The sequence below is a fragment of the Streptomyces sparsogenes genome (assembly GCF_001704635.1).
Taxonomy (GTDB): Bacteria; Actinomycetota; Actinomycetes; order Streptomycetales; family Streptomycetaceae; genus Streptomyces; species Streptomyces sparsogenes.
In genome coordinates this window covers 1-19,066 of the sequence record NZ_MAXF01000119.1, presented here as the reverse complement: position 1 = coordinate 19,066, position 19,066 = coordinate 1, and the positions used below count along the sequence as shown (strand labels likewise).

Here is a 19,066-nt window from a genome sequence, read left to right as displayed (position 1 = left end):
GGGCGCTGCGGGCCGTGCTGCCCCGGACGCTGCGGGCCCGGCTCACCGCGGGGCTGGTGGTGCTGCTGGCGGTGGCGTCGCTGGCCGTCGGGCTGACCACGGTGCTGGCCCTGGAGGGCTTTCTGGTGCGCCGCCTGGACCAGCAGCTGGTGGCGGCCGGGGGCCGTTTCCCGGCGAGTCTGGAGCACGGCGAGCGGCCGGACGCCGACAACGGCCCGGATACGCGCGGCCAGTCCGCGTACACCTTCGGCGCCCGGCTGAAGGGCGGGGAGGCGACGCGGGCCGCGGTGGTGCGGGACAACACGGACGCCCATGTGCCGCTCACCGAGGCCGACCGGCGGATCCTGGCGGGCCTGCCCCCCGACGGGCGCGGGCATGACGTCCGGCTGTCGGCGATCGGCGCGTACCGGGTCCTCGCGGTCCCGGGGGACGACGGCGATGTGCTGGTCACCGGCCTGCCGCTGCATCCGGTGGAGGAGACGGTGCACCGGGTGGTGCTGGTGGAGGCCGTGGTCTTCGGATCGGCGCTCGCGGTGACCGGGGTGGTGGGCGCGCTGTGGGTGCGGCTGTCGCTGCGGCCGCTGCGGCGGGTGACCGCCACCGCGGCCGGGGTGGCGCGGCTGCCGCTGGCCAGCGGGGAGGTGGCGATGCCGGCGCCGGTGCCGGACACCGATCCGCGCACCGAGGTCGGCCAGGTGGGCGCCGCGCTGAACCGGATGCTGGGGCATGTCGGCGACGCGCTGGCCAGCCGGCACGCCGGCGAGGAGCGGCTGCGGCAGTTCGCCGCGGACGCCAGCCATGAGCTGCGGACCCCGGTGGCCACCGTGCGCGGCCACGCCGAGCTGGCGCTGCGCCACCCGGGGCCGGTGCCCGGCCAGGTGCGGCACGCGCTGGAGCGGATCCAGTCGGAGTCGGAGCGGATGAGCGCGCTGGTCGACGATCTGCTGCTGCTCGCGCGGCTCGACGCGGGCCGGCCACTGGCCCGCGGGCCGGTCGATCTGACGCGGCTGGTGCTGGACGCGACGGGCGACGCGCGGGCCGCGGGGCCGGAGCACCGCTGGACGCTGGAGCTGCCCGAGGAGCCGGTGACGGTCACGGGCGACGAGCACCGGTTGCAGCAGGTGGTGGCCAATCTGCTGGCCAACGCGCGGGCGCACACCCCGCCGGGCACCGAGGTGGCGGTCGGTCTGGTGGCGCGCGAGGGGCGGGTGCGGCTGACGGTGGCGGACGACGGGCCGGGCATCCCCGAGGCGCTGCTGCCGGAGGTGTTCGAGCGCTTCGCGCGCGCCGACCCCAGCCGCTCGCGGGCGGCGGGCGGCTCTGGCCTGGGGCTCTCGATCGTACGGGCGGTGGTGGCGGCACACGGCGGGTCGATCGGGGTGACGAGCCGGCCGGGGAGCACGGTCTTCCGGGTGACGCTGCCGGAGGCGCGGGGGGCGGAGGCCGGGCCGCCGATCGTTGCCCAGGCGTAACGGGGCGGGAGCGGGTCAGGTCTGGGTGTCGCCCGGGAGCACCGTGGTCGGCGCGGCCGGGGCCACCTCCACCGCCCTGGTCTTCACGCTGCGCCGCTCGCGCTTGGCGACCCAGTTGGCGAGCCAGGACAGCAGCATGCACATGCCGATGTAGACCGGGGAGATGATCATGACGACCGGGATGAAGGGCAGGCCGTAGTCGAGGTTGCCGGCGATGAGCTTGCCGGCGTGGAGGAACTCCTCGTAGGTGATGAGGAAGCCGAGCGAGGTGTCCTTCAGGGCCACCACCAGCTGGCTGATGATGGCCGGCAGCATCGCGCGCACCCCCTGCGGCACCAGGACGTGCGCCATGACCTGCGTCTTGTTCATGCCGAGGGAGTACGCGGCCTCGCGCTGCCCGCGCTCGACGGAGTTGACCCCCGCCCGGAACACCTCGGCGAGCACCGAGCCGTTGTAGAGGGTCAGTCCGGTGACGAGCGCGGGGAGCGGCTGCACCTTCAGCGCCACGAACACGAAGAAGATCATCACCAGCAGGGGCATCGCCCGGAAGAACTCCACGACCAGCGTGGCGACCCAGCGCACCGGGCGGTGGTCGGAAAGGCGCCCGGCGGCGAGGACCCCGCCGAGGGCGAGGGAGAGGACCGCGGCGAGGCCGAAGGCCTTGAGGGTGTTGCCGAGCCCGCGCAGCAGCAGGAGCTGGATGCCCTTGTACTCGAAGGGGCGCCACTTCTCGGCCGCGAACTGGCCGGTGTCGACGAGCGCGTACCCGACCCAGCCGAGCAGAAGCAGCAGGACGAGGGTGGCGAGGAGGGCGTAGGTGCGGTGGCGGGCCCGCGCGCGGGGACCGGGGATGTCGTAGAGGGCGCTGGCGGCGGTCATCGGGGCACTCCCCAGCGGCGCTCCAGCACATGGAAGAGCCCGCTGATGGCGAGGGTGATGATCAGATAGCCGACGGCGATCCAGAGGAAGGTCCAGATGATGTTGTAGCCGAGTTCGTTGAGCGGTTTGTAGGTGCCGAGCAGCTCGGTCACGCTGAACGAGCCGGCGATGGCGGAGTTCTTGGCCAGCGCGATCAGGGTCGAGCCGATGGGCGGGATGACCGTGCGGAACGCCTGCGGCAGGACCACCGCGCCGAGCGTCTGGGGGAAGCTCATGCCCAGGCTGCGGGCCGCCTCGCCCTGCCCGAGCGGCACGGTGTTGATGCCGGAGCGCACCGCCTCGCAGATGAAGGCCGAGGTGTAGCAGCCGAGGGCGAGCACCGCGAAGGTGAAGAACGGCAGGACGAGCCCGAAGCGGGGCAGGCCGAGCATCACCGCGAAGAACAGCAGGGTCAGCGGGGTGTTGCGGAGCACCGTGACCCAGGCGGTGCCGAAGGCCCGCAGCGGGGCGACCGGCGCGACGCGGAAGCCGGCCATCAGGACGCCGAGCCCGAGCGCGAGCAGCGAGGCGTAGACGGTGAGCTGCACGGTGCCGAGGAAGCCCTCGCCGTAGAGGGAGAAGTTCTGCGTGAGTACGTCCATGGGGGCGGGTCCTGGTCTGGTGTCGGTACTGGTGGTGGTGCTGGTCTTCCGGTTCGGGGGCTTCTCAGCGCGCCGGGTAGCGGTCGACGCGGGGCGGCCTGGGCGCGGGCACCCCGGAGCGGCCCAGGGTCGCGTTGTACGCCCTCCGCCAGTCGCCGTTGCGCTCACGGGCCCGGATGGCGTCGTCGAGGGCGAAGCGCAGCGCGGTGTCCTTCTTGGGCACGCCGATGCCGTACGGCTCCTTGGAGAAGGGTTTGCCGACGACCTTCAGCTCGTTCGGGGCCTTGGCCGCGTAGCCCAGCAGGATGGTGTTGTCGGTGGTGACCGCGTCCACCTGGAGGCTGATCAGGTTGTCGACGCAGACCGAGTAGGTGTCGTACGCGACCGCGCGGGCCTTGGGGTAGTCGGCCTGGAGGCGCATCAGCGGGGTGGAGCCGGCCACCGAGCACACGGTCTTGCCGGCGAGGTCCTGCGGGCCGTGGATGTCGTTCTCGTCCTTGCGCACCAGCAGCGACTGGCCGGCCATGAAGTAGGGGCCGGCGAAGCCGACCAGGCGCTTGCGGAGGGGGTTGATGGTGTAGGTGCCGACGTAGTAGTCGATCTGGCCGTTCTGGAGGGCGGTCTCGCGGTTCGCCGAGGCGATGGTCTTGAACCTGATCGTCTTGGGGTCGAAGCCGAGCGAGGCGGCCATCATCTTGGCGATCTCGATGTCGAAGCCGGAGTAGCGGCCGGTGGCCGGGTCCTTCTCGCCCAGGTACGGCTGGTCCTCCTTGACGCCGACCACCAGGTATCCGCGGCGTTTGGCCTTGCGCCAGGTGGGCGAGGCGGGCAGCCGGAAGCCGGTGGCCACCTGGTAGGCGGGCAGCGCCTCGGGGCTGGGCCCCTTGACCGGGGGGCTGCCCTCCTTGCCGCAGCCGCCGGCGGCGAGGAGGGTCAGGGCGAGGGCCAGGGCCGCGAGCGTGCGGCGGATGCGCGTCATGGGATCCACCCGGGACTCAGTGCTTGAGGATCTTGGAGAGGAAGTCCTTGGCGCGCTCGGTGCGCGGCGCGGAGAAGAACTCGTCGGGCGGCCGGTCCTCGACGATCGCGCCGCCGTCCATGAAGACGACGCGGTGGGCGGCGTAGCGCGCGAACCCCATCTCGTGGGTGACCACGACCATCGTCATGCCCTCGCGGGCCAGTTGGCGCATGACCTCGAGCACCTCGTTGATCATCTCCGGGTCGAGGGCGGAGGTCGGCTCGTCGAAGAGCATCGCCTTGGGGTCCATGGCCAGCGCGCATGGCCACCCGCTGCTGCTGGCCGCCCGACAGCTGGGCGGGGTACTTGTCCGCCTGGTCGGCGAGCCCGACCCGGCCGAGCAGCTCGCGGGCGCGCCGCTCGGCCTCCTGTTTGGTCCGGCCGCGCACCTTGAGCTGGGCGAGCATCACATTGGCCAGCACGGTCTTGTGCGCGAAGAGGTTGAAGGACTGGAAGACCATCCCCACGTCGGCGCGCAGCCGGGCGAGTTCCCTGCCCTCCTCGGGCAGCGGGACCCCGTCCACCGTGATGGTGCCGGAGTCGATCGCCTCCAGGCGGTTGATGGTCCGGCACAGGGTGGACTTGCCGGAGCCGGAGGGGCCGATGACGACCACCACCTCGCCGCGGCCGACGGTGAGGTCGATGTCCCGCAGGACGTGCAGCGCGCCGAAGTACTTGTTGACCTCGCGCAGCTCGATCAACGGTTCGCCGACGGCCATACCCGGCCCCACCCACTTTCAGCTGTGTCGCGCTCAGCGCAAACTATCCGCACAAAAGCGGCGCTCCGCCGACGACACGCATCAATGGGTACTTAACCCCCGGGTGACCGGGGAACGCGGCTCAGATCTCCGCGACCTCCGCGTACACATGGGAGAGCTCGGGCGCGCCGTCGGCCGCCCACTCCTGCCCCGCCCCCACCACGTCGATCTCCCGCCCGGAGGCGAGCCGGACCACCGGCCGCCCGTTGGGCCACACCTGCCACAGGGCGCCGGGCACGGTACGGATGATCACCGTGCCCAGATACAGCCCGGCGTCGTTGCCGAGCCACGTCAGCTCCTCGGGGTCGTCGCGCCAGCGCGGCAGCAGCTGGTCCAGCGCCTCGAGGGAGGCCGCCGAGTCGTCGAGCCCCACCCCCGCGGACGCCGCCCGGGCGCGCAGCAGCTCACACTCCGACAGCAACTGCGCCACACCCTGTGGATCCGCCTCCCGGGTGGCCATGACAGCCGTACCGCGCGCCAGGTCGTATCGCTTGCGCCAGTTGCCCAAGAAAGGGATGTTCATACCGCTCAGCGTGGCATCCCCGCGCCCGGCGCACCACAGGGCGCGCGGAGCCCGTTTCCCGATCATTGCCTTGACGCCACCCACCCGTCTCCCTACGTTCGTCCCGCACCTGTCGGATCGCCGGTTGGGTTGGTTGCGAGAGGGGACACACGCATGCTCGTCGGCAGACGGTGGACAGCGACCGCGTTCGTCACGGGAGGCGTCGCCCTCTCCTTCGCCTGGCCGGCGGCGCCCGCGGGCGCCGCCACGCCGGGGCCGCCCGGTGAAGAACCCCGAAAGCCGCTCCCCTTGGAGCGGCTCTTCGACAACAGGGCGGTCAGCGACGACGCCGACCCCGGCGGGGCGGACTTCGACGGCACGGGCGACTCGCTGTCCGCGCAGGACCTGCGGGCCGCCGGCTGGACCCCGGGCCGCACCCTCACCATCGACTCGGCCCGGCTCGCCTGGCCCCGAGCCGCGCGCCCCGGCGGCACCCGCCCCGACAACGTACGGGCCGACGGGCAGGCGGTACTGCTGCGCGGGCGCGGCGACGCGCTGTCCTTCCTGGTCGCGGGCACCGGCGGCGAGGCGAGCGGCACCGGCACGGTCCGCTACCGGGACGGGTCGAGCAGTACGTACACCCTCACCGCCCCGGACTGGCGCTCGGGCCCGACGGCCACCCGGGCCGTCGCCCTCCCGCACATCAACAGCGGCGCCGGGCAGCGGGTGGAGACCGCGCGGCTGTACGCGGTGACGGTGCCGGTGGAGCGCGGCCGGGACATCGCCTCGGTGGTGCTGCCCCGGGACCCGGGCGCGGCCGATCTGCATGTGTTCGCCGCCTCGGTGCGCCGCGCCGCCGACGGCTGGACCGGCAGTTGGGCGGCGAGCACCAGCGGATACACGGCGGTCGGCCCGTGGAGCGACCAGACGCTGCGGCTGGTGGTGCACACCAGCGCGGGCGGGCCCACGGCCCGGATCCGGCTGGCCAACACCTTCGCGGCCGCCCCCGTGCGGATCGGCCGGGCCAGCGTGTCCGTGCAGGCCGAGGGCGCGACGGCGGACGGCGACCCGGTCCCGCTCACCTTCGGCGGCCGGGAGGGGACCGAGATCCCGGCGGGGGCCCAGGAGTTCAGCGACCCGGTCGGCTTCGACGTCCCGCCGGACGCGAATCTGCTGGTGAGCATCCATCTGCCGGACGCGGTCCGGGCGGTGCCGGTGCACAGCCAGGCCACCCAGCGCTCGTATCTGAGCCCGCCCGGCAGCGGCGACCACACGGCCGACGCGGACGGCGGGGCGTACACCGGCACCCTGACCACCTGGCCCTTTCTGACCGGGGTGGACGTCGGCGGCGGGCCGGGGTCGGTGGTGACGCTCGGCGACTCGATCACCGACGGCACCAGGTCGACCGCCGACGCCAATCGGCGCTGGCCGGATGTGCTGGCCCGGCGGCTGCGGGAGCAGTCGGAGGTCCCCGCGTACGGGGTGCTCAACCAGGGCATCTCCGCCAACCGCGTGGTCACCGACCGCTACCCGGGCGAGGGCGTCAGCACCGACACCGGCGGGGTGAGCGCCCAGCACCGGCTGGAGCGCGATGTGTTCGCCCAGACCGGGGTGCGCACGGTCGTCGTCTTCGAGGGCGTCAACGATCTGCGCTGGGGCGCCTCGGCCGAGGAGCTGACCGCCGGGCTGCACGCCATCGCCCGGCGCGCCCACGAGCGGGGGCTGCGGGTGGTGGTGGCGACGATCGCGCCCTGCGAGGGCGAGTCCCTGTGCACCGCCGACGTGGACGCCCGGCGCTCCGCCGTCAACGCCTTCATCCGGGGCGGCGGCGCCGGGGAGTTCGACGCGGTCCTCGACTTCGACGCCGTGGTGCGGGATCCGCTGCGGCCGCAGCGGATCCTGCCGGCCTACGACAGCGGCGACCACCTGCACCCCGGGGACGCGGGGCTGCGGGCGATGGCCGACTCGATCGACCTGCGGCGGCTGGTGGGCTGACGGGCCGCCGGGCCGCCCACGTGACACGGGCGGCCCGGCGGCCACGGTCCGGGCGGTCTCACGTCCCCGGGGAGGCGTGGCCGCGGGCTCGGGACGGGGATGGCCCGCTGCCCAGACATCGGGGACAAAACGGGTGACGTTGGGTCACTCCGCGTAGCGACGCGGTGCCCGGAGGCGTGGCTCAGACGTCGAGGTCGACGACCACCGGGGCGTGGTCCGAGGCGCCCTTGCCCTTGCGCTCCTCGCGGTCCACATACGCGTCGCCGACGGCCTTGGCGAAGGGCTCGTTGCCGTAGACCAGGTCGATCCGCATGCCCCGGTTCTTCGGGAAGCACAGCTCCCGGTAGTCCCAGTACGTGAAGGGGTGGTCGTACTTCAGGGGGCGCGGCACCACATCGGACAGGCCCAGCTCGCGCAGGGCGGCCAGCGCGTCCCGCTCCTTGGTGGTGACATGCGTCAGGCCCTCGAAGAACGACGGGTCCCACACGTCCTCGTCGGCCGGCGCCACGTTGAAATCGCCGAGGACGGCGAAGGGGCGGCCGCTCTCGGCGTCGGCCGCGGCGGAGGTCCGCAGCGCCTCCAGCCAGCGCAGCTTGTAGTCGTAGTGCGGATGCCCGATCTCCCGGCCGTTGGGCACGTACACCGACTGGACGCGGACCGCGCCGCAGGTCGCGGCGATGGCGCGGGGCTCCTGCTCGCCGTCGTAGTCCGGGCCGCCGGGCAGGCCGGGGCTCACGTCGGCCAGGCCGACCCGGGAGAGCACCCCCACCCCGTTCCACCGGCCGGTGGCGTTGACCGCGGCCTCATAGCCGAGCTCGCGCAGCGGCTCGTAGGGGAAGGCGCTCTCGGCGCACTTGATCTCCTGTATGCACAGCACGTCCGTGCCGCTGCTCTCCAGCCAGGCGAGCAGGCGGGGCAGCCGCGCCGTGATCGAATTGACGTTCCAGGTCGCGATGCGCATAGGGGACAACCTACCGCGCGGGTCCGACAGCGCGGCCCCGGCGGTTCACAGGGTGATGCTCTCCCCCGGCGCCAGCCGTACGTGCTCGGCCCCGATCCCGGGGCCCTCGGGACCCAGCATCCGGCCGTAGACCAGCGGCGCGACCTCGGACAGCAGGGCGTCGTGGACGTCGAGCGCGCGGTCCGGCCCGACCTCGCGGACGTAGTCGACGAGCTCGGCGAGCTTGTTCCACGGCGCGTGGACCGGCAGCAGCAGGGTCTCCACCGGCCGCCCGGGCACGGTGAGCGCGTCGCCGGGGTGGAAGACCGAGCCGTCCACCACGTACCCCACGTTGGTGATCCGCGGGATGTCCGGGTGGATGACGGCGTGGAGCTGCCCGTGGACCTCGATGTCGAATCCCGCGGCGCTGAAGGTGTCGCCCTCGCCGACGGTGTGCACCCGCCCCGGGAAGGCGTCCGCGATCCGGTCCGCCACACTGGCGAGCGTCCAGATCCGCGCGGCGGGCTCGGCCTCCAGCGCCGCCCGCAGCCGCCCCTCGTCGAAGTGGTCCATGTGCTCGTGGGTGACCAGGATCGCCTCCGCGCCGACCGCGGCGTCCTCCTCGCTGAACGCGCCGGGGTCGATGACGAGCGACCGCCCGTCCTTCTCCAGCCGGACACAGGCGTGGCCCTTCTTGGTGAGCTTCATGGGGATCATTGTGCTCCCCCCGGGCACACCGGGCCCGCCGTGCCCCGCATACGCCCTCGCCCGCGTCACCCCTCGGGCGTGGTCTCCTCGCGGATGACGCGCTGGGCCACGGAGAAGGCCGAGTTCGCGGTGGGCACCCCGCAGTAGACGGCGGTGTGCAGCAGCACCTCCTTGATCTCGGCCGGGGTCAGCCCGTTGCGCAGCGCGGCGCGGGTGTGGAAGGCCAGCTCGTCGAGATGGCCGCGGGCGGCGAGCGCGGCGAGGGTGATCACGCTGCGGGTGCGCCGGTCGAGGCCCGGCCGGGTCCACACCTCGCCCCAGACGTACCGGGTGATGAACTCCTGGAAGTCGCCGGTGAACTCGTCGGCGCCCGCCTGGGCACGGTCCACATGGGCGTCGCCCAGCACTTCCCGGCGCACCCGGAGCCCCTTCTCGTACGTGTCCGCACGGCCGTCGGAGGCGGCCGGGACGGGCTCGGCGGTGTAGGCGATCTCGGCGACCGGGGCGCCGCTGGGCGGCGCGGTGGCGAGCGCGGCCCGCGCCGCGGGGGCGGGGATCGCGGTCATCCCGGTCGGCTGGTCGGCGGGGAGCCAGGAGGTGGTGAAGTGGCGCACCAGAAGGTCGGTGACGGCGGCGGGCTGCTCCACCGGCGCCAGGTGGGAGGCGCCGGGGACCAGCGCGAGCCGGGCGTCGGGGATCCCGGCGACGAGCACCCGGGCGTCGGCCGGCGGGGTCACCTCGTCGTCGGCGCCCACCACGACCAGGGTGGGCACGCCGATGCGGCCCAGCTCGGCGCGGATGTCGAAGGCGGCGAGGGCCTCACAGGCGGCGATGTAGCAGCCGGGGTCGGTGGTGCGGACCATCTGGACGGACCAGTCGACGATGGCGGGCTGCCCGGCGGCGAAGGCGGGGGTGAACCAGCGCTCGGGGGTGGCGCGGGCGATCGGGTCGAGGCCGTTGGTGCGGACCACGACGCCGCGCTGCCGGTAGGAGTCGGCGGTGCCGAAGCGCGGTGAGGCGGAGACGAGCGCGAGGGAGCCCACTCTGAGCGGATGTCTGAGCGCCAGCTCCGCGCCGACGGCCCCGCCGATCGAGCAACCCGCGTAGCCGAAGCGGTCGACGCCCAGCCCGTCGAGCGTGGCCAGGAGCCGCTCGGCGAGGTCGGAGACGGCGGCCGCGGGGTGGGCGGGCGCGCCGCCGTGCCCTGGCAGGTCGAAGCGCAGCACGCGCCAATGGCGGGACAGCTCGGGTATCTGGCGATCCCACATGTGCCAGGTGGTACCCAGTGAGGGACCCAGGATCAGGACAGGGGCGTCTTCCGGCCCGTCAAACCGGTACTGCAGGGTGTTCGGTGGTGTCTCGCTCACCCGTCAGACCCTCTCATCTCTCAGACGCCCCTGTGACGAGGGGCGCTGGATACCGTTCCGACCAGGTTGAAGGCTTCTCGGACGGCATATCGCTTGAGGCGTCGACGCGCCGCGTCATGCCGAAGGAATGCGGAACTCGAATTCGGGACGGTCCCACGGCACGGCGGGCGGGTTCGCGGACGCGGTCCCGGTCCGCACCGCACCGACGCGGTGGTAGAAGTCCTCGGCGGGAAGATGCGACACGACCCTGACACGGTCGAGCCCGGCGGCACGGGCCTCGGACTGCATGTGCGCAACGAGCAGTCCACCGATACCCCGTCCTTGTGCTTCGTCGGCGACGAACAGCAGATCGAGCTCCGGTGGAGCGAGGACGAGCGAGTAGAACCCGAGAACCCGGCCTCCATGCTCGTCGGCGCCGACGGCCACGAAGGCGCGGTGGGCCTCGACGTAATCGGGACCGACCCGGTAGCCCGCGACTGCGGCCGCGTACTTACCCTCGTAGGCGCCTGAGCCGCGCACGAGCCGCGTGAGCCGTTTGGCATCCCGCGCGACGGCCCTCCGTATCGTGATCGGCTGGCTGATCGGGGAAGTGCGTGAACTCATCGGGAGAGTATGTCGCATGGTCATCCCGGGCAGCCGCAGCGCGTGCCCCGCTCCGTCGGACGGAGAGATCCCACAGGCAATGGATCATCTCGTTCCGCTCTCCGGGTACCGTCAAGGTATGAGTCATCCGCACCCCGAACTGAAAGCCGCCCCACCCCTTCCCGACGGAGGGCTGCGGGTCATCGCCCTGGGTGGCCTGGGTGAGATCGGCCGCAACATGACCGTGTTCGAGTACGCCGGCAAGCTGCTCATTGTCGACTGCGGCGTGCTGTTCCCCGAGGAGACCCAGCCCGGCGTGGACGTGATCCTGCCGGACTTCACCTCCATCCGGGACCGGCTGGACGACATCGTGGCCGTGGTACTCACCCACGGTCACGAGGACCACATCGGCGGCGTGCCGTATCTGCTGCGTGAGCGGTCCGACATTCCCGTCGTCGGCTCCAAGCTGACGCTGGCGTTCCTGGAGGCCAAGCTCAAGGAACACGGCATCCGGCCGCGCACGGTGCGGGTGCGGGAGAGCGACCGGCGCGGCTTCGGGCCCTTCGACCTCGAGTTCGTGGCGGTCAACCATTCCATCCCGGACAGCCTCGCGGTCGCGATCCGCACCGGCGCCGGCATGGTGCTGCACACCGGCGACTTCAAGATGGACCAGTTCCCTCTCGACGACCGCATCACCGATCTGCGCGCCTTCGCCCGGCTCGGCGAGGAGGGCGTGGACCTGTTCCTCACCGACTCCACCAACGCCGAAGTACCCGGCTTCACCACCTCCGAGCGTGAGCTGAATCCGGCGATCGAGCAGGTGATGCGCACCGCGCCGCGCCGGGTCATCGTCTCCAGCTTCGCCAGCCATGTGCACCGCATCCAGCAGGTTCTCGACGCCGCCCACCAGCACGGCCGCAAGGTCGCCTTCGTCGGCCGGTCGATGGTCCGCAACATGGGCATCGCCCGTGACCTGGGCTATCTGAAAGTCCCGTCCGGTCTGGTCGTGAGCCCGAAGGAGCTGGAGAAACTCCCGGACCACAAGATCGCTCTGGTGTGCACCGGCTCCCAGGGCGAACCGATGGCCGCGCTGTCACGGATGGCCAACCGCGACCACATGATCCGCATCGGCAAGGGCGACACCGTCCTGCTCGCCAGCTCCCTCATCCCCGGCAACGAGAACGCCATCTACCGGGTGATCAACGGACTCACCCGGTGGGGTGCCCACGTGGTCCACAAGGGCAACGCCAAGGTGCACGTCTCCGGGCACGCCAGCGCCGGCGAACTCGTCTACTGCTACAACATCGTCAAACCCCGCAACGTCATGCCCGTGCACGGTGAGTGGCGCCACCTGCGGGCCAACGGCGACCTCGCCGTCCGTACCGGCGTCGACGCCGACCGTGTCGTCATCGCCGAGGACGGCGTCGTCGTCGACCTCGTCGACGGGCGCGCGTCCATCACCGGCAAGGTGCCCGCCGGCAACGTCTACGTGGACGGCATGGAAGTCGGCGGCGCCACCGAGGCGTCCCTCAAGGACCGCCTCACCCTCGCGGAGGAAGGCGTGGTCACGGTGGTGGCGATCGTCGACGCGGACACCGGCGCCCTCGCCGAGGCTCCCGACTTCCTGGCCCGCGGCTTCGTCCACGACGACGCCACCTTCGAGCCGGTCGTCCCCGTCATCGAGAAGACCCTGGCCACCGCGGCCGAGGAAGGCGTCGGGGATGCGCGCCAGCTCGAACAGCTCCTCGCCCGGGCCGTGGCGAACTGGGCGTTCCGCACCCACCGCCGCAAGCCCCTCATCATCCCCGTCATCATCGACGCCTGAGCCACTGCCCGGCAGCAGGATCCCCGGTTCCGGTCGCGGCCCGCGAGCATCGAGGTCGGCCGCGGGCCCTTGGCGTGAACCCCTCACATCGAACGCGATCGACCGCGACACGGTCCGGCTCTCCGTCAACGATGCCCATGGGGCACGGCGACCTCCGGATCTCCCCGGATCGACCGTCGTGTCACCCAGAGGGACGAACGCCAGCCGGTGCCGGGTCGGCAGGCCGACCGCGACCGTCGCGAAGCCGGGCTGGTCCGTGGTCGTGTCGACGTAAACCGCTTCCACCGTTCGCGGAGCAGCACGCGGCAACGGATGTGACGAGCGGCGCAAGCCCGAACGCTGTCGCGGTCAGTAGGCGGCCAGAGAGATGGCGATGTAATGCGCGGCGAAGGCTGCCACGGTCAGAGCGTGGAAGACCTCGTGGTAGCCGAACCAGCGGGGTGAGGGGTCGGGCCGCTGTAGGGCGTAGACGACCGCGCCCGCACTGTAGAGGAGCCCCCCCACGACGATCAGGACAACTACGGCTGCTCCGCCGGTGTGCAGGAAGTCGGGCAGGTAGCGCACCGGCGCCCACCCCAGGGCCAGGTAACACGGGGTATACAGCCAGCGCGGAGCTCCGACCCACAAGACCCGGAACGCGATGCCGGCCAATGCGCCCGCCCACACGATCCACAGCAACGTGGACCGCTGTTCCGGCGGGAGAAGGAGCACGGCCAGGGGGGTGCAGGTGCCGGCGATGATCAGGAAGATGTTGGCGTGGTCGAGTCGTCGTAGAAGAGCCTCGCCCAGCGGCCCCCAGGTGCCGCGGTGGTAGATGGCGCTCGTTGTGAACAGCAGCCAGGCGGTGACCGAGTAGACGGCGCAGGCCAGGACTGCCTGCGGAGTACGGGCCAGGCAGATGAGTACGACGCTGGCGATCAGTGCGGCGGGGACCATTCCGGCATGGAGCCAGCCACGCAATTTCGGCTTGATCGGTTCGGCCAGTTCGGCCGCCCGCTCCACCAGGGCCGCAACCGAGTGAGCCATCTCCCGTGCGTGGTCGCCCAGTGATCCGCCGGCTGGCTCGTCTTCACGGCGCTCCCCACGCGCTGAGGCGCCGTGACCATCTTCGACTCCAGCGGCGTCGCGGGACACAGCTTCTTGTTCTCCTCTCGGGCGACTGGGTGTCACTGGCAGCGATGCGGTAATGCTAGAAGACCTCGCTCCGGCAGCGTCATGGGAAGTCGGTCCAGATTCCCAGGGCCATCACCGAGCCCGCGTCCGGCTCGCCACCGTGTGAACTACAGCCCCGTTGACCCTGCCGCCGATTGGGCCTGCCCAAGCCGAGTAGATCGGCCTGCCGTGGGAAAGATCAGGGCTTACGAACGGGCATCTCCGCTCGCCTACGCGCAAGGATCGCCGATGCTTCCTGAGGTCCGCCCTCACGTATCCGCCGCCCTGACACAGCAGTTGGAAGATAAATTGGGTCTGGCTTCGCGTCTCGAAGCCGGCCAACTCGATGTGGAGCGCGTAGCGGGCATCGCAGTCGTCGCAGCTGCCCACTCCGACGGCTATGCGGCCACCGGCCATCTCCTCGGGCTGCTGGCCGCGCTGCCTGCCCCCACCGAGGCAGGCGAACGCTTCTGGTCAAACCTGTGGAGGTCCTCGGGCACCGCATACCTGCTACCCGTCAACATGAAGGCTCAGGTGCTGCGTTCTCTGGAAGGAGAGGGATCCCCCCTGGCCCGGCAGATCCTCTCGGCCTTCGATGAGATGACCCCGCCCCAGCGCGTCGCAGCCGGGGAAGTGATCGGTCAAGCCCTCGCCGAGTCCGATCATCTGCCCGACCTCAAGACCCAGGTCATCGGAGAACTGTGGCTCCGAGATCTCGAGGTCACCGCCTGGCGCGTTCTGCACGCGGACCGCAGATGGGACGATCCGGTTGGACGGCAAGCCTTCCTCGACGCCTGGACGGGCGCCTGACCGTCCGCTGCTCCAAATTGCGCGAACAAAGGCGCAGGGCATGCGGCACCCGAACCGGACGACGCTCGAAGCAACTGAGCTCAGGAAGTTCGGGCCGAGGTCGCACCCGCCTCCGCCGCAAAGATCAGGGGCCGCGCAGCAATGGCTGCGCGGCCCCTGATCCTGTGCACGCCCGGCACCAGAGCAGGCGCTTCGCCCGGTGGGCGGCAAAGCCCGCACGGGCGGCGCTCACCGGACGCGGTGTGCGCGATCCCTGGGGCAGGGCTGCGAGGTCAGGCCAGGTTGATGTTCTCGGCCTGCGGACCCTTCTGGCCCTGGGTGACGTCGAACGTCACAGCCTGGCCCTCCTGGAGCTCACGGAAGCCCGAGGAGTTGATCGCGGAGTAGTGAGCGAAGACATCCGGGCCGCCGCCGTCCTGGGCGATGAAGCCGAAGCCCTTCTCCGCGTTGAACCACTTCACAGTTCCCGTTGCCATGTCTCATGCCTTCCGGTCGATGAACGCCTCCCACTCCATGCGGCAGGCGGAGGTGATCGCCCTGGTCCCTGCGGCACAGCACAGCAAAACGCCCACACCAAAGGCGCGGGCAGGGGGAATTCCGAACCACGACAGCTGACAGAACGCTACACGCCCACACGCCACGTCACCATAGGAAACGATCACACCGCACGTCAGACCGTGTGTGCGGTGCCCGCCGGCGCGGACGGGAGTTGAACGGCGCGGTGCCTGCGAGCCGAAGCGGCTGCCACCCCTTCCGCCTGCACGCCGACCGCCTCGCCTGCACCGGCCCCGATCTGCACCGCATCGTCGAGCCCGGCGAGATCCGCTTTTGAGCGGAGTGCTCCGCTCCGATAGGTTGCCCGCAGAAGGAATCGCTCTGCCGACCCGGAGGACACATGAAGACGACGAGCAAGCCGACCGCCCTCGTCACCGGGGGCAGTCGGGGCATCGGCGCGGCCACCTCGCGTGAGCTGGCGGCCCGTGGGTACCGCGTGGCCGTCAACTACTTCTCGAACCGCGAGGCCGCCGACCAGGTGGTCAAGCAGATCGAGGCCGACGGCGGCGAAGCCTTCGCCGTGCAGGCCGATGTGCACGACCCCCGTCAGGCAGCCGAACTGCTGGAGCGTTCGACGGTCGACGGACGCCTGGACGTCCTCGTCTGCAACGCCGGCGCCCGCTTCACCCCGACCCCGCTCCCCCGCCTCTCCTGGGAGGACTTCCACGCGAAGGTGACGAACGAGCTCGCGTCCGTCTACACCCTCACCCAGCAGGCACTGGCCGTCATGGGCGCCCAGGGCGGGGGGCGGATCGTGTACGTCTCCAGCGCCGTGGCCGACGGCCCGCCCACCGCGGGCATGGCCGCGCACGGCACCGCCAAGGCCGCGCTGAACACCTTCGCCCGCTTCGTCGCCCACGAGGCCGGCTCGCTCGGCATCAACGTCAACGTCGTGGCGCCCGGCTTCGTGCGCACCGAGGCCAGCGCCGGGCAGCCGCAAGAGTTCCAGCAGCGCCTGGCCGAGCACACCCCGCTCGGGCGGGTCGCGGAACCGGAGGACGTGGCCCGGGCGATCGCCATGCTCGCCGGAGAGGACGCCGGCTTCGTCACCGGAGCTGTCGTGACCGTCGACGGCGGTCACGGCGTGGGACGCCGCTGAGGGAGAATGCCGCGCCATGGGTGACACGTACGCAGGCAAGCGACGCGGCCGACAGCGGGAGGCGGACCGCAACGACGCCCGCCTCTTCCAGGCCGCGCGCGAGGTCTTCGCCGAGCACGGCTGGGACGCTCCCGTCTCCGAGATCGCCCGCCGCGCCGGCATCGGCATGGGCAGTCTGTACCGCCGCTACCCCAGCAAGGAGCTGCTGGTCCAGCGCATGCGGATCGCGGGGATGGAACAACTCGTCGCGCAGGCGCGCACGGCGCTCGCCGAGGAGCCCGACCCCTGGGCCGCCCTCGTTCGCTTCTTCCGCGACGCGTTGGCCGACCAGGGGACGGGCGGTCCGCTCCTCCCCCTGGTCGGCGGCCGGTTGCCGGCCACGGACGAGGTGCTGACCGCCGCGGAGCAGCTGCGCGCCGCCCTCGACGCCCTCGTGGACGGCGCCCACTGGGCAGGAGTGCTGCGCGCCGACTTCACGTCCGCCGACATCCCGTTGCTGCTGGAACACCTCACCCCCCGGATCCCCGTCACCGGCGAACGCGCCACCGCACTGCACCTGCGCTACCTCGACCTGGCCCTCGCCGGGCTGCGCACCCCGGACCCCGGTCAGCCCACCGCCCTGCACGGCACGGCACCACAATGGGCGGAACTCCGCGACCTGTGGAACGCCCCGGAAAGCTGACCACGGCAGCGACCCCGTACAGGACCGACCGGAAGCCCCCTGGAAAGGAGGGCGGCGGTGTGTGCGGACGGCGGGGCCTGCGGGGAGGTCCCGCGGTCAGGGACACGGCTCAGCGGTTGCTCGCGCGGTCCGGGTCCGCGGTCGCGGAAGCGTCTGTGGTGGCGGCCCAGGCGGCCAGCAGCTGCAGGGCGTCGTGGGCCGGGGTGTGCGGGGCGGCGCTGTACGCGGTAAGGGTCAGGCCGGGCTGTGCGGGCAGTTCCATGGCGTCGAAGTCGAGGGTGATCTCGCCGACGACCGGATGCCGGAAGCTCTTGCGGCCGGTGTGGTGCAGGCGCACATTGTGCTTGGCCCACGCGGTGCGGAACTCCTCGCTGCGGGTGACGAGCTCGCCGATCAGCCCGGTCAGATCGCTGTCTCCGGGAGCCCGTCCGGCCTCGGTGCGCAGCAGGGAGACGGTCGTGTTCACGGACTGCTCCCAGTCGGGGAAGAAGTCCCGGCCGTGCGGGTCCAGGAACTGGAAGCGGGCGACGTTGACCGGGCACGGTGCGTCCTCGGTGTACAGCGGCGCGTACAGGGCACGGCCGAGGCGGTTGACGGCGAGGATGTCGAGGCGGCCGTTGCGGATGAACGCCGGAGAGTCGGTCATGGAGTCAAGGACCCGCAGGACGCTGTCCGGGAGCGGGCCGCGGGTGCGTCCGGGACGGCGGGCGGGGCGGCGGGCGACGGCGCGGGCCAGGTCGTGGAGGTGGGAACGTTCGGCCTCGTCGAGTCGCAGGGCGCCCGCGACGGCGTCGAGGACTTCCTCGGAGGCTCCGGCGAGGTGGCCGCGCTCCAGGCGGGCGTAGTAGTCGACGCTGACGCCGGCGAGCATCGCGACTTCCTCACGGCGCAGCCCGGGCACGCGCCGGTTGCCGCCGTAGGCGGGCAGCCCGGCCTGCTGCGGGGTGATCTTGGCGCGGCGGGAGGCCAGAAACTCGCGGATGTCGCTCTCGGTACTCACGCACTCCAGGCTAGGCAGCCGGGCCCGGACGAGGGGGGTCCTGTCAGTACCTGGTACAGCCGTACCTTCCACCCGCGGGTGACCTGCGGTTGCCTCGGTAGTGGCCGCTGCTGCGGCTCCCGGCGGGCACCCCGGACGAGAGTCCGGGCCGCCGGAGTGGGCGCCCCGGACACAGAGCGGGGCCACCCGTTTCCGCACCTGTTCGTGAGCGAAGGAGTCGTCCCATGGCGAAGCAGTCCGCACCCAAGGAACTGGCCGGCATCGCGCCCAAGCTCGTCGAGGTCACCGACGAGGTCCTCTTCGGCGACGTCTGGGAGCGGCCCGGGCTCTCCCCGCGGGACCGCAGCCTCGTCACCGTGAGCGTGCTCGCCGCGCTCTACCGCGGCGAGCAGCTCGGCTACCACCTGCGCGTGGCGCTGGAGAACGGGCTGAGTGTCCCGGAGCTGTCCGAGGCGATCACACACCTCGCCTTCTACGCCGGCTGGCCGAACGCCATGTCCGCGATCACGCTGCTCAAGCAGATCGCGGACGAGCAGACCGCCGCCTGACCGCACACCGGTCCGGCGCCGCTCCACCCCCTTCATGACGGGCCGGCCTCGGCGGATGTGCCCCTCCGCGCCTGCCGGCCGCACACGCGGGCGTCCGCACGGGCAGGGGCCGTTCCCGCAGGCGCCCCGGCACGCGCGGCCGATGAGGCCGCCGTAGCGCGCACTGCGCACTGCGCTCCGTGCCGATACCCGGACCACAGTCCCTGCCGGTTGGGAGGAACCAGCGATGACGATGACCTACAACCACCTCGGCCGGACCGGCCTGAAGGTCAGCAGGCTCGGCCTGGGGACCATGAACTTCGGCTGGGTCACCGACGAACCCACCGGCTTCGCCATCCTCGACCGGGCCGTCGAGGAAGGCATCAACTTCATCGACACCGCCGACGTGTACGGCGGACCGCAGTCACCCGACATGACACAGGGCTACGGCCTGTCCGAAGAGATCATCGGCCGCTGGCTCGCCCAGGGCGGCGGCCGGCGCGACCGGATCGTGCTGGCCACCAAGCTCTACCAGCCCATGGGCCCCCAACGAC

General features: G+C 71.8%; 19 protein-coding genes and 2 pseudogenes. 8 read left to right on the top strand and 13 right to left on the bottom strand.

The window, feature by feature from the left end:
• Window positions 1-5: 5 nt before the first annotated feature.
• Window positions 6-1,472 carry a sensor histidine kinase gene (locus tag BBH68_RS24740; RefSeq protein WP_065965712.1) on the top strand — a complete coding sequence of 489 codons (1,467 nt, stop codon included), beginning with the start codon at window positions 6-8 and terminating at the stop codon, window positions 1,470-1,472.
• Window positions 1,473-1,487: 15 nt separating this feature from the next.
• Here the strand turns inward: BBH68_RS24740 and BBH68_RS24735 are convergent, their stop codons facing one another.
• From BBH68_RS24735 to BBH68_RS24715, 5 genes and pseudogenes are all read right to left on the bottom strand, one after another.
• Complete coding sequence (locus BBH68_RS24735) at window positions 1,488-2,351, bottom strand: amino acid ABC transporter permease (RefSeq protein ID WP_065965702.1); 864 nt, start codon at window positions 2,349-2,351, stop codon at window positions 1,488-1,490.
• Window positions 2,348-2,992: an amino acid ABC transporter permease gene (locus tag BBH68_RS24730; protein ID WP_065965701.1), complete on the bottom strand. Its 645-nt coding sequence runs from the start codon at window positions 2,990-2,992 to the stop codon at window positions 2,348-2,350. The genes BBH68_RS24735 and BBH68_RS24730 overlap by 4 nt, the downstream gene beginning before the upstream one ends.
• A 64-nt stretch (window positions 2,993-3,056) precedes the next feature.
• Window positions 3,057-3,971 (bottom strand): glutamate ABC transporter substrate-binding protein, encoded by a 915-nt coding sequence (locus tag BBH68_RS24725; RefSeq protein ID WP_065965700.1) that lies wholly within the window; start codon window positions 3,969-3,971, stop codon window positions 3,057-3,059.
• A gap of 16 nt (window positions 3,972-3,987) precedes the next feature.
• Window positions 3,988-4,729 (bottom strand): annotated as a pseudogene (locus BBH68_RS24720) (amino acid ABC transporter ATP-binding protein).
• A 121-nt stretch (window positions 4,730-4,850) separates the two neighbouring features.
• Window positions 4,851-5,291 (bottom strand): DUF6278 family protein, encoded by a 441-nt coding sequence (locus BBH68_RS24715; RefSeq protein ID WP_065965699.1) that lies wholly within the window; start codon window positions 5,289-5,291, stop codon window positions 4,851-4,853.
• Window positions 5,292-5,444: 153 nt separating this feature from the next.
• Between BBH68_RS24715 and BBH68_RS24710 the strand changes: the two genes are divergently transcribed.
• Window positions 5,445-7,265 carry an SGNH/GDSL hydrolase family protein gene (locus BBH68_RS24710; RefSeq protein ID WP_065965698.1) on the top strand — a complete coding sequence of 607 codons (1,821 nt, stop codon included), beginning with the start codon at window positions 5,445-5,447 and terminating at the stop codon, window positions 7,263-7,265.
• Window positions 7,266-7,446: 181 nt separating this feature from the next.
• Here BBH68_RS24710 and BBH68_RS24705 read toward each other — a convergent pair whose 3' ends face one another.
• The 4 genes from BBH68_RS24705 to BBH68_RS24690 form a co-directional block, all read right to left on the bottom strand.
• Window positions 7,447-8,226 carry an exodeoxyribonuclease III gene (locus BBH68_RS24705; protein ID WP_065965697.1) on the bottom strand — a complete coding sequence of 260 codons (780 nt, stop codon included), beginning with the start codon at window positions 8,224-8,226 and terminating at the stop codon, window positions 7,447-7,449.
• A 45-nt stretch (window positions 8,227-8,271) separates the two neighbouring features.
• The gene (locus tag BBH68_RS24700) at window positions 8,272-8,913 is read right to left on the bottom strand and encodes an MBL fold metallo-hydrolase (RefSeq protein ID WP_065965696.1); all 642 of its coding nucleotides are present in this window, start codon (window positions 8,911-8,913) and stop codon (window positions 8,272-8,274) included.
• Between the two features lie 65 nt (window positions 8,914-8,978).
• Window positions 8,979-10,280, bottom strand: a complete 1,302-nt coding sequence (pcaDC, locus tag BBH68_RS24695; RefSeq protein ID WP_065965695.1) for a bifunctional 3-oxoadipate enol-lactonase/4-carboxymuconolactone decarboxylase PcaDC — start codon at window positions 10,278-10,280, stop codon at window positions 8,979-8,981.
• A gap of 114 nt (window positions 10,281-10,394) precedes the next feature.
• Window positions 10,395-10,883: a GNAT family N-acetyltransferase gene (locus BBH68_RS24690; protein ID WP_076970655.1), complete on the bottom strand. Its 489-nt coding sequence runs from the start codon at window positions 10,881-10,883 to the stop codon at window positions 10,395-10,397.
• Window positions 10,884-11,001: 118 nt separating this feature from the next.
• On the opposite strand from BBH68_RS24690, the gene BBH68_RS24685 reads away from it, so the two are divergent.
• Complete coding sequence (locus tag BBH68_RS24685; RefSeq protein ID WP_065965694.1) at window positions 11,002-12,687, top strand: ribonuclease J; 1,686 nt, start codon at window positions 11,002-11,004, stop codon at window positions 12,685-12,687.
• A gap of 162 nt (window positions 12,688-12,849) precedes the next feature.
• Here the strand turns inward: BBH68_RS24685 and BBH68_RS43340 are convergent.
• A pseudogene (locus tag BBH68_RS43340) lies at window positions 12,850-12,972 on the bottom strand (PRC-barrel domain containing protein); the annotation flags it as partial.
• 63 nt (window positions 12,973-13,035) lie between these two features.
• A complete protein-coding gene (trhA, locus tag BBH68_RS24680) occupies window positions 13,036-13,713 on the bottom strand; it encodes a PAQR family membrane homeostasis protein TrhA (RefSeq protein ID WP_065965693.1) in 678 nt (225 codons plus the stop codon).
• A 375-nt stretch (window positions 13,714-14,088) separates the two neighbouring features.
• Between trhA and BBH68_RS24675 the strand changes: the two genes are divergently transcribed.
• Window positions 14,089-14,649 carry a hypothetical protein gene (locus BBH68_RS24675; RefSeq protein ID WP_174589083.1) on the top strand — a complete coding sequence of 187 codons (561 nt, stop codon included), beginning with the start codon at window positions 14,089-14,091 and terminating at the stop codon, window positions 14,647-14,649.
• A 272-nt stretch (window positions 14,650-14,921) separates the two neighbouring features.
• Here BBH68_RS24675 and BBH68_RS24670 read toward each other — a convergent pair whose 3' ends face one another.
• The gene (locus BBH68_RS24670; protein WP_065965692.1) at window positions 14,922-15,125 is read right to left on the bottom strand and encodes a cold-shock protein; all 204 of its coding nucleotides are present in this window, start codon (window positions 15,123-15,125) and stop codon (window positions 14,922-14,924) included.
• A gap of 419 nt (window positions 15,126-15,544) precedes the next feature.
• Here BBH68_RS24670 and BBH68_RS24665 point away from each other — a divergent pair, with 419 nt between their 5' ends.
• Window positions 15,545-16,303, top strand: a complete 759-nt coding sequence (locus tag BBH68_RS24665) for an SDR family oxidoreductase (RefSeq protein ID WP_065965691.1) — start codon at window positions 15,545-15,547, stop codon at window positions 16,301-16,303.
• A 16-nt stretch (window positions 16,304-16,319) separates the two neighbouring features.
• Window positions 16,320-16,985, top strand: coding sequence for a TetR/AcrR family transcriptional regulator (locus BBH68_RS24660; protein ID WP_065965690.1), 666 nt, complete (start codon window positions 16,320-16,322; stop codon window positions 16,983-16,985).
• Between the two features lie 109 nt (window positions 16,986-17,094).
• On the opposite strand, the gene BBH68_RS24655 is transcribed toward BBH68_RS24660, so the two are convergent.
• On the bottom strand, window positions 17,095-17,985 hold the full coding sequence (locus tag BBH68_RS24655; protein ID WP_065965689.1) for a helix-turn-helix domain-containing protein: 891 nt from the start codon (window positions 17,983-17,985) through the stop codon (window positions 17,095-17,097).
• Window positions 17,986-18,209: 224 nt separating this feature from the next.
• On the opposite strand from BBH68_RS24655, the gene BBH68_RS24650 reads away from it, so the two are divergent.
• On the top strand, window positions 18,210-18,533 hold the full coding sequence (locus BBH68_RS24650; RefSeq protein ID WP_065965688.1) for a carboxymuconolactone decarboxylase family protein: 324 nt from the start codon (window positions 18,210-18,212) through the stop codon (window positions 18,531-18,533).
• Between the two features lie 232 nt (window positions 18,534-18,765).
• Window positions 18,766-19,066: aldo/keto reductase (locus tag BBH68_RS24645; RefSeq protein WP_141713054.1), on the top strand; the 301-nt coding region annotated here is incomplete at its 3' end.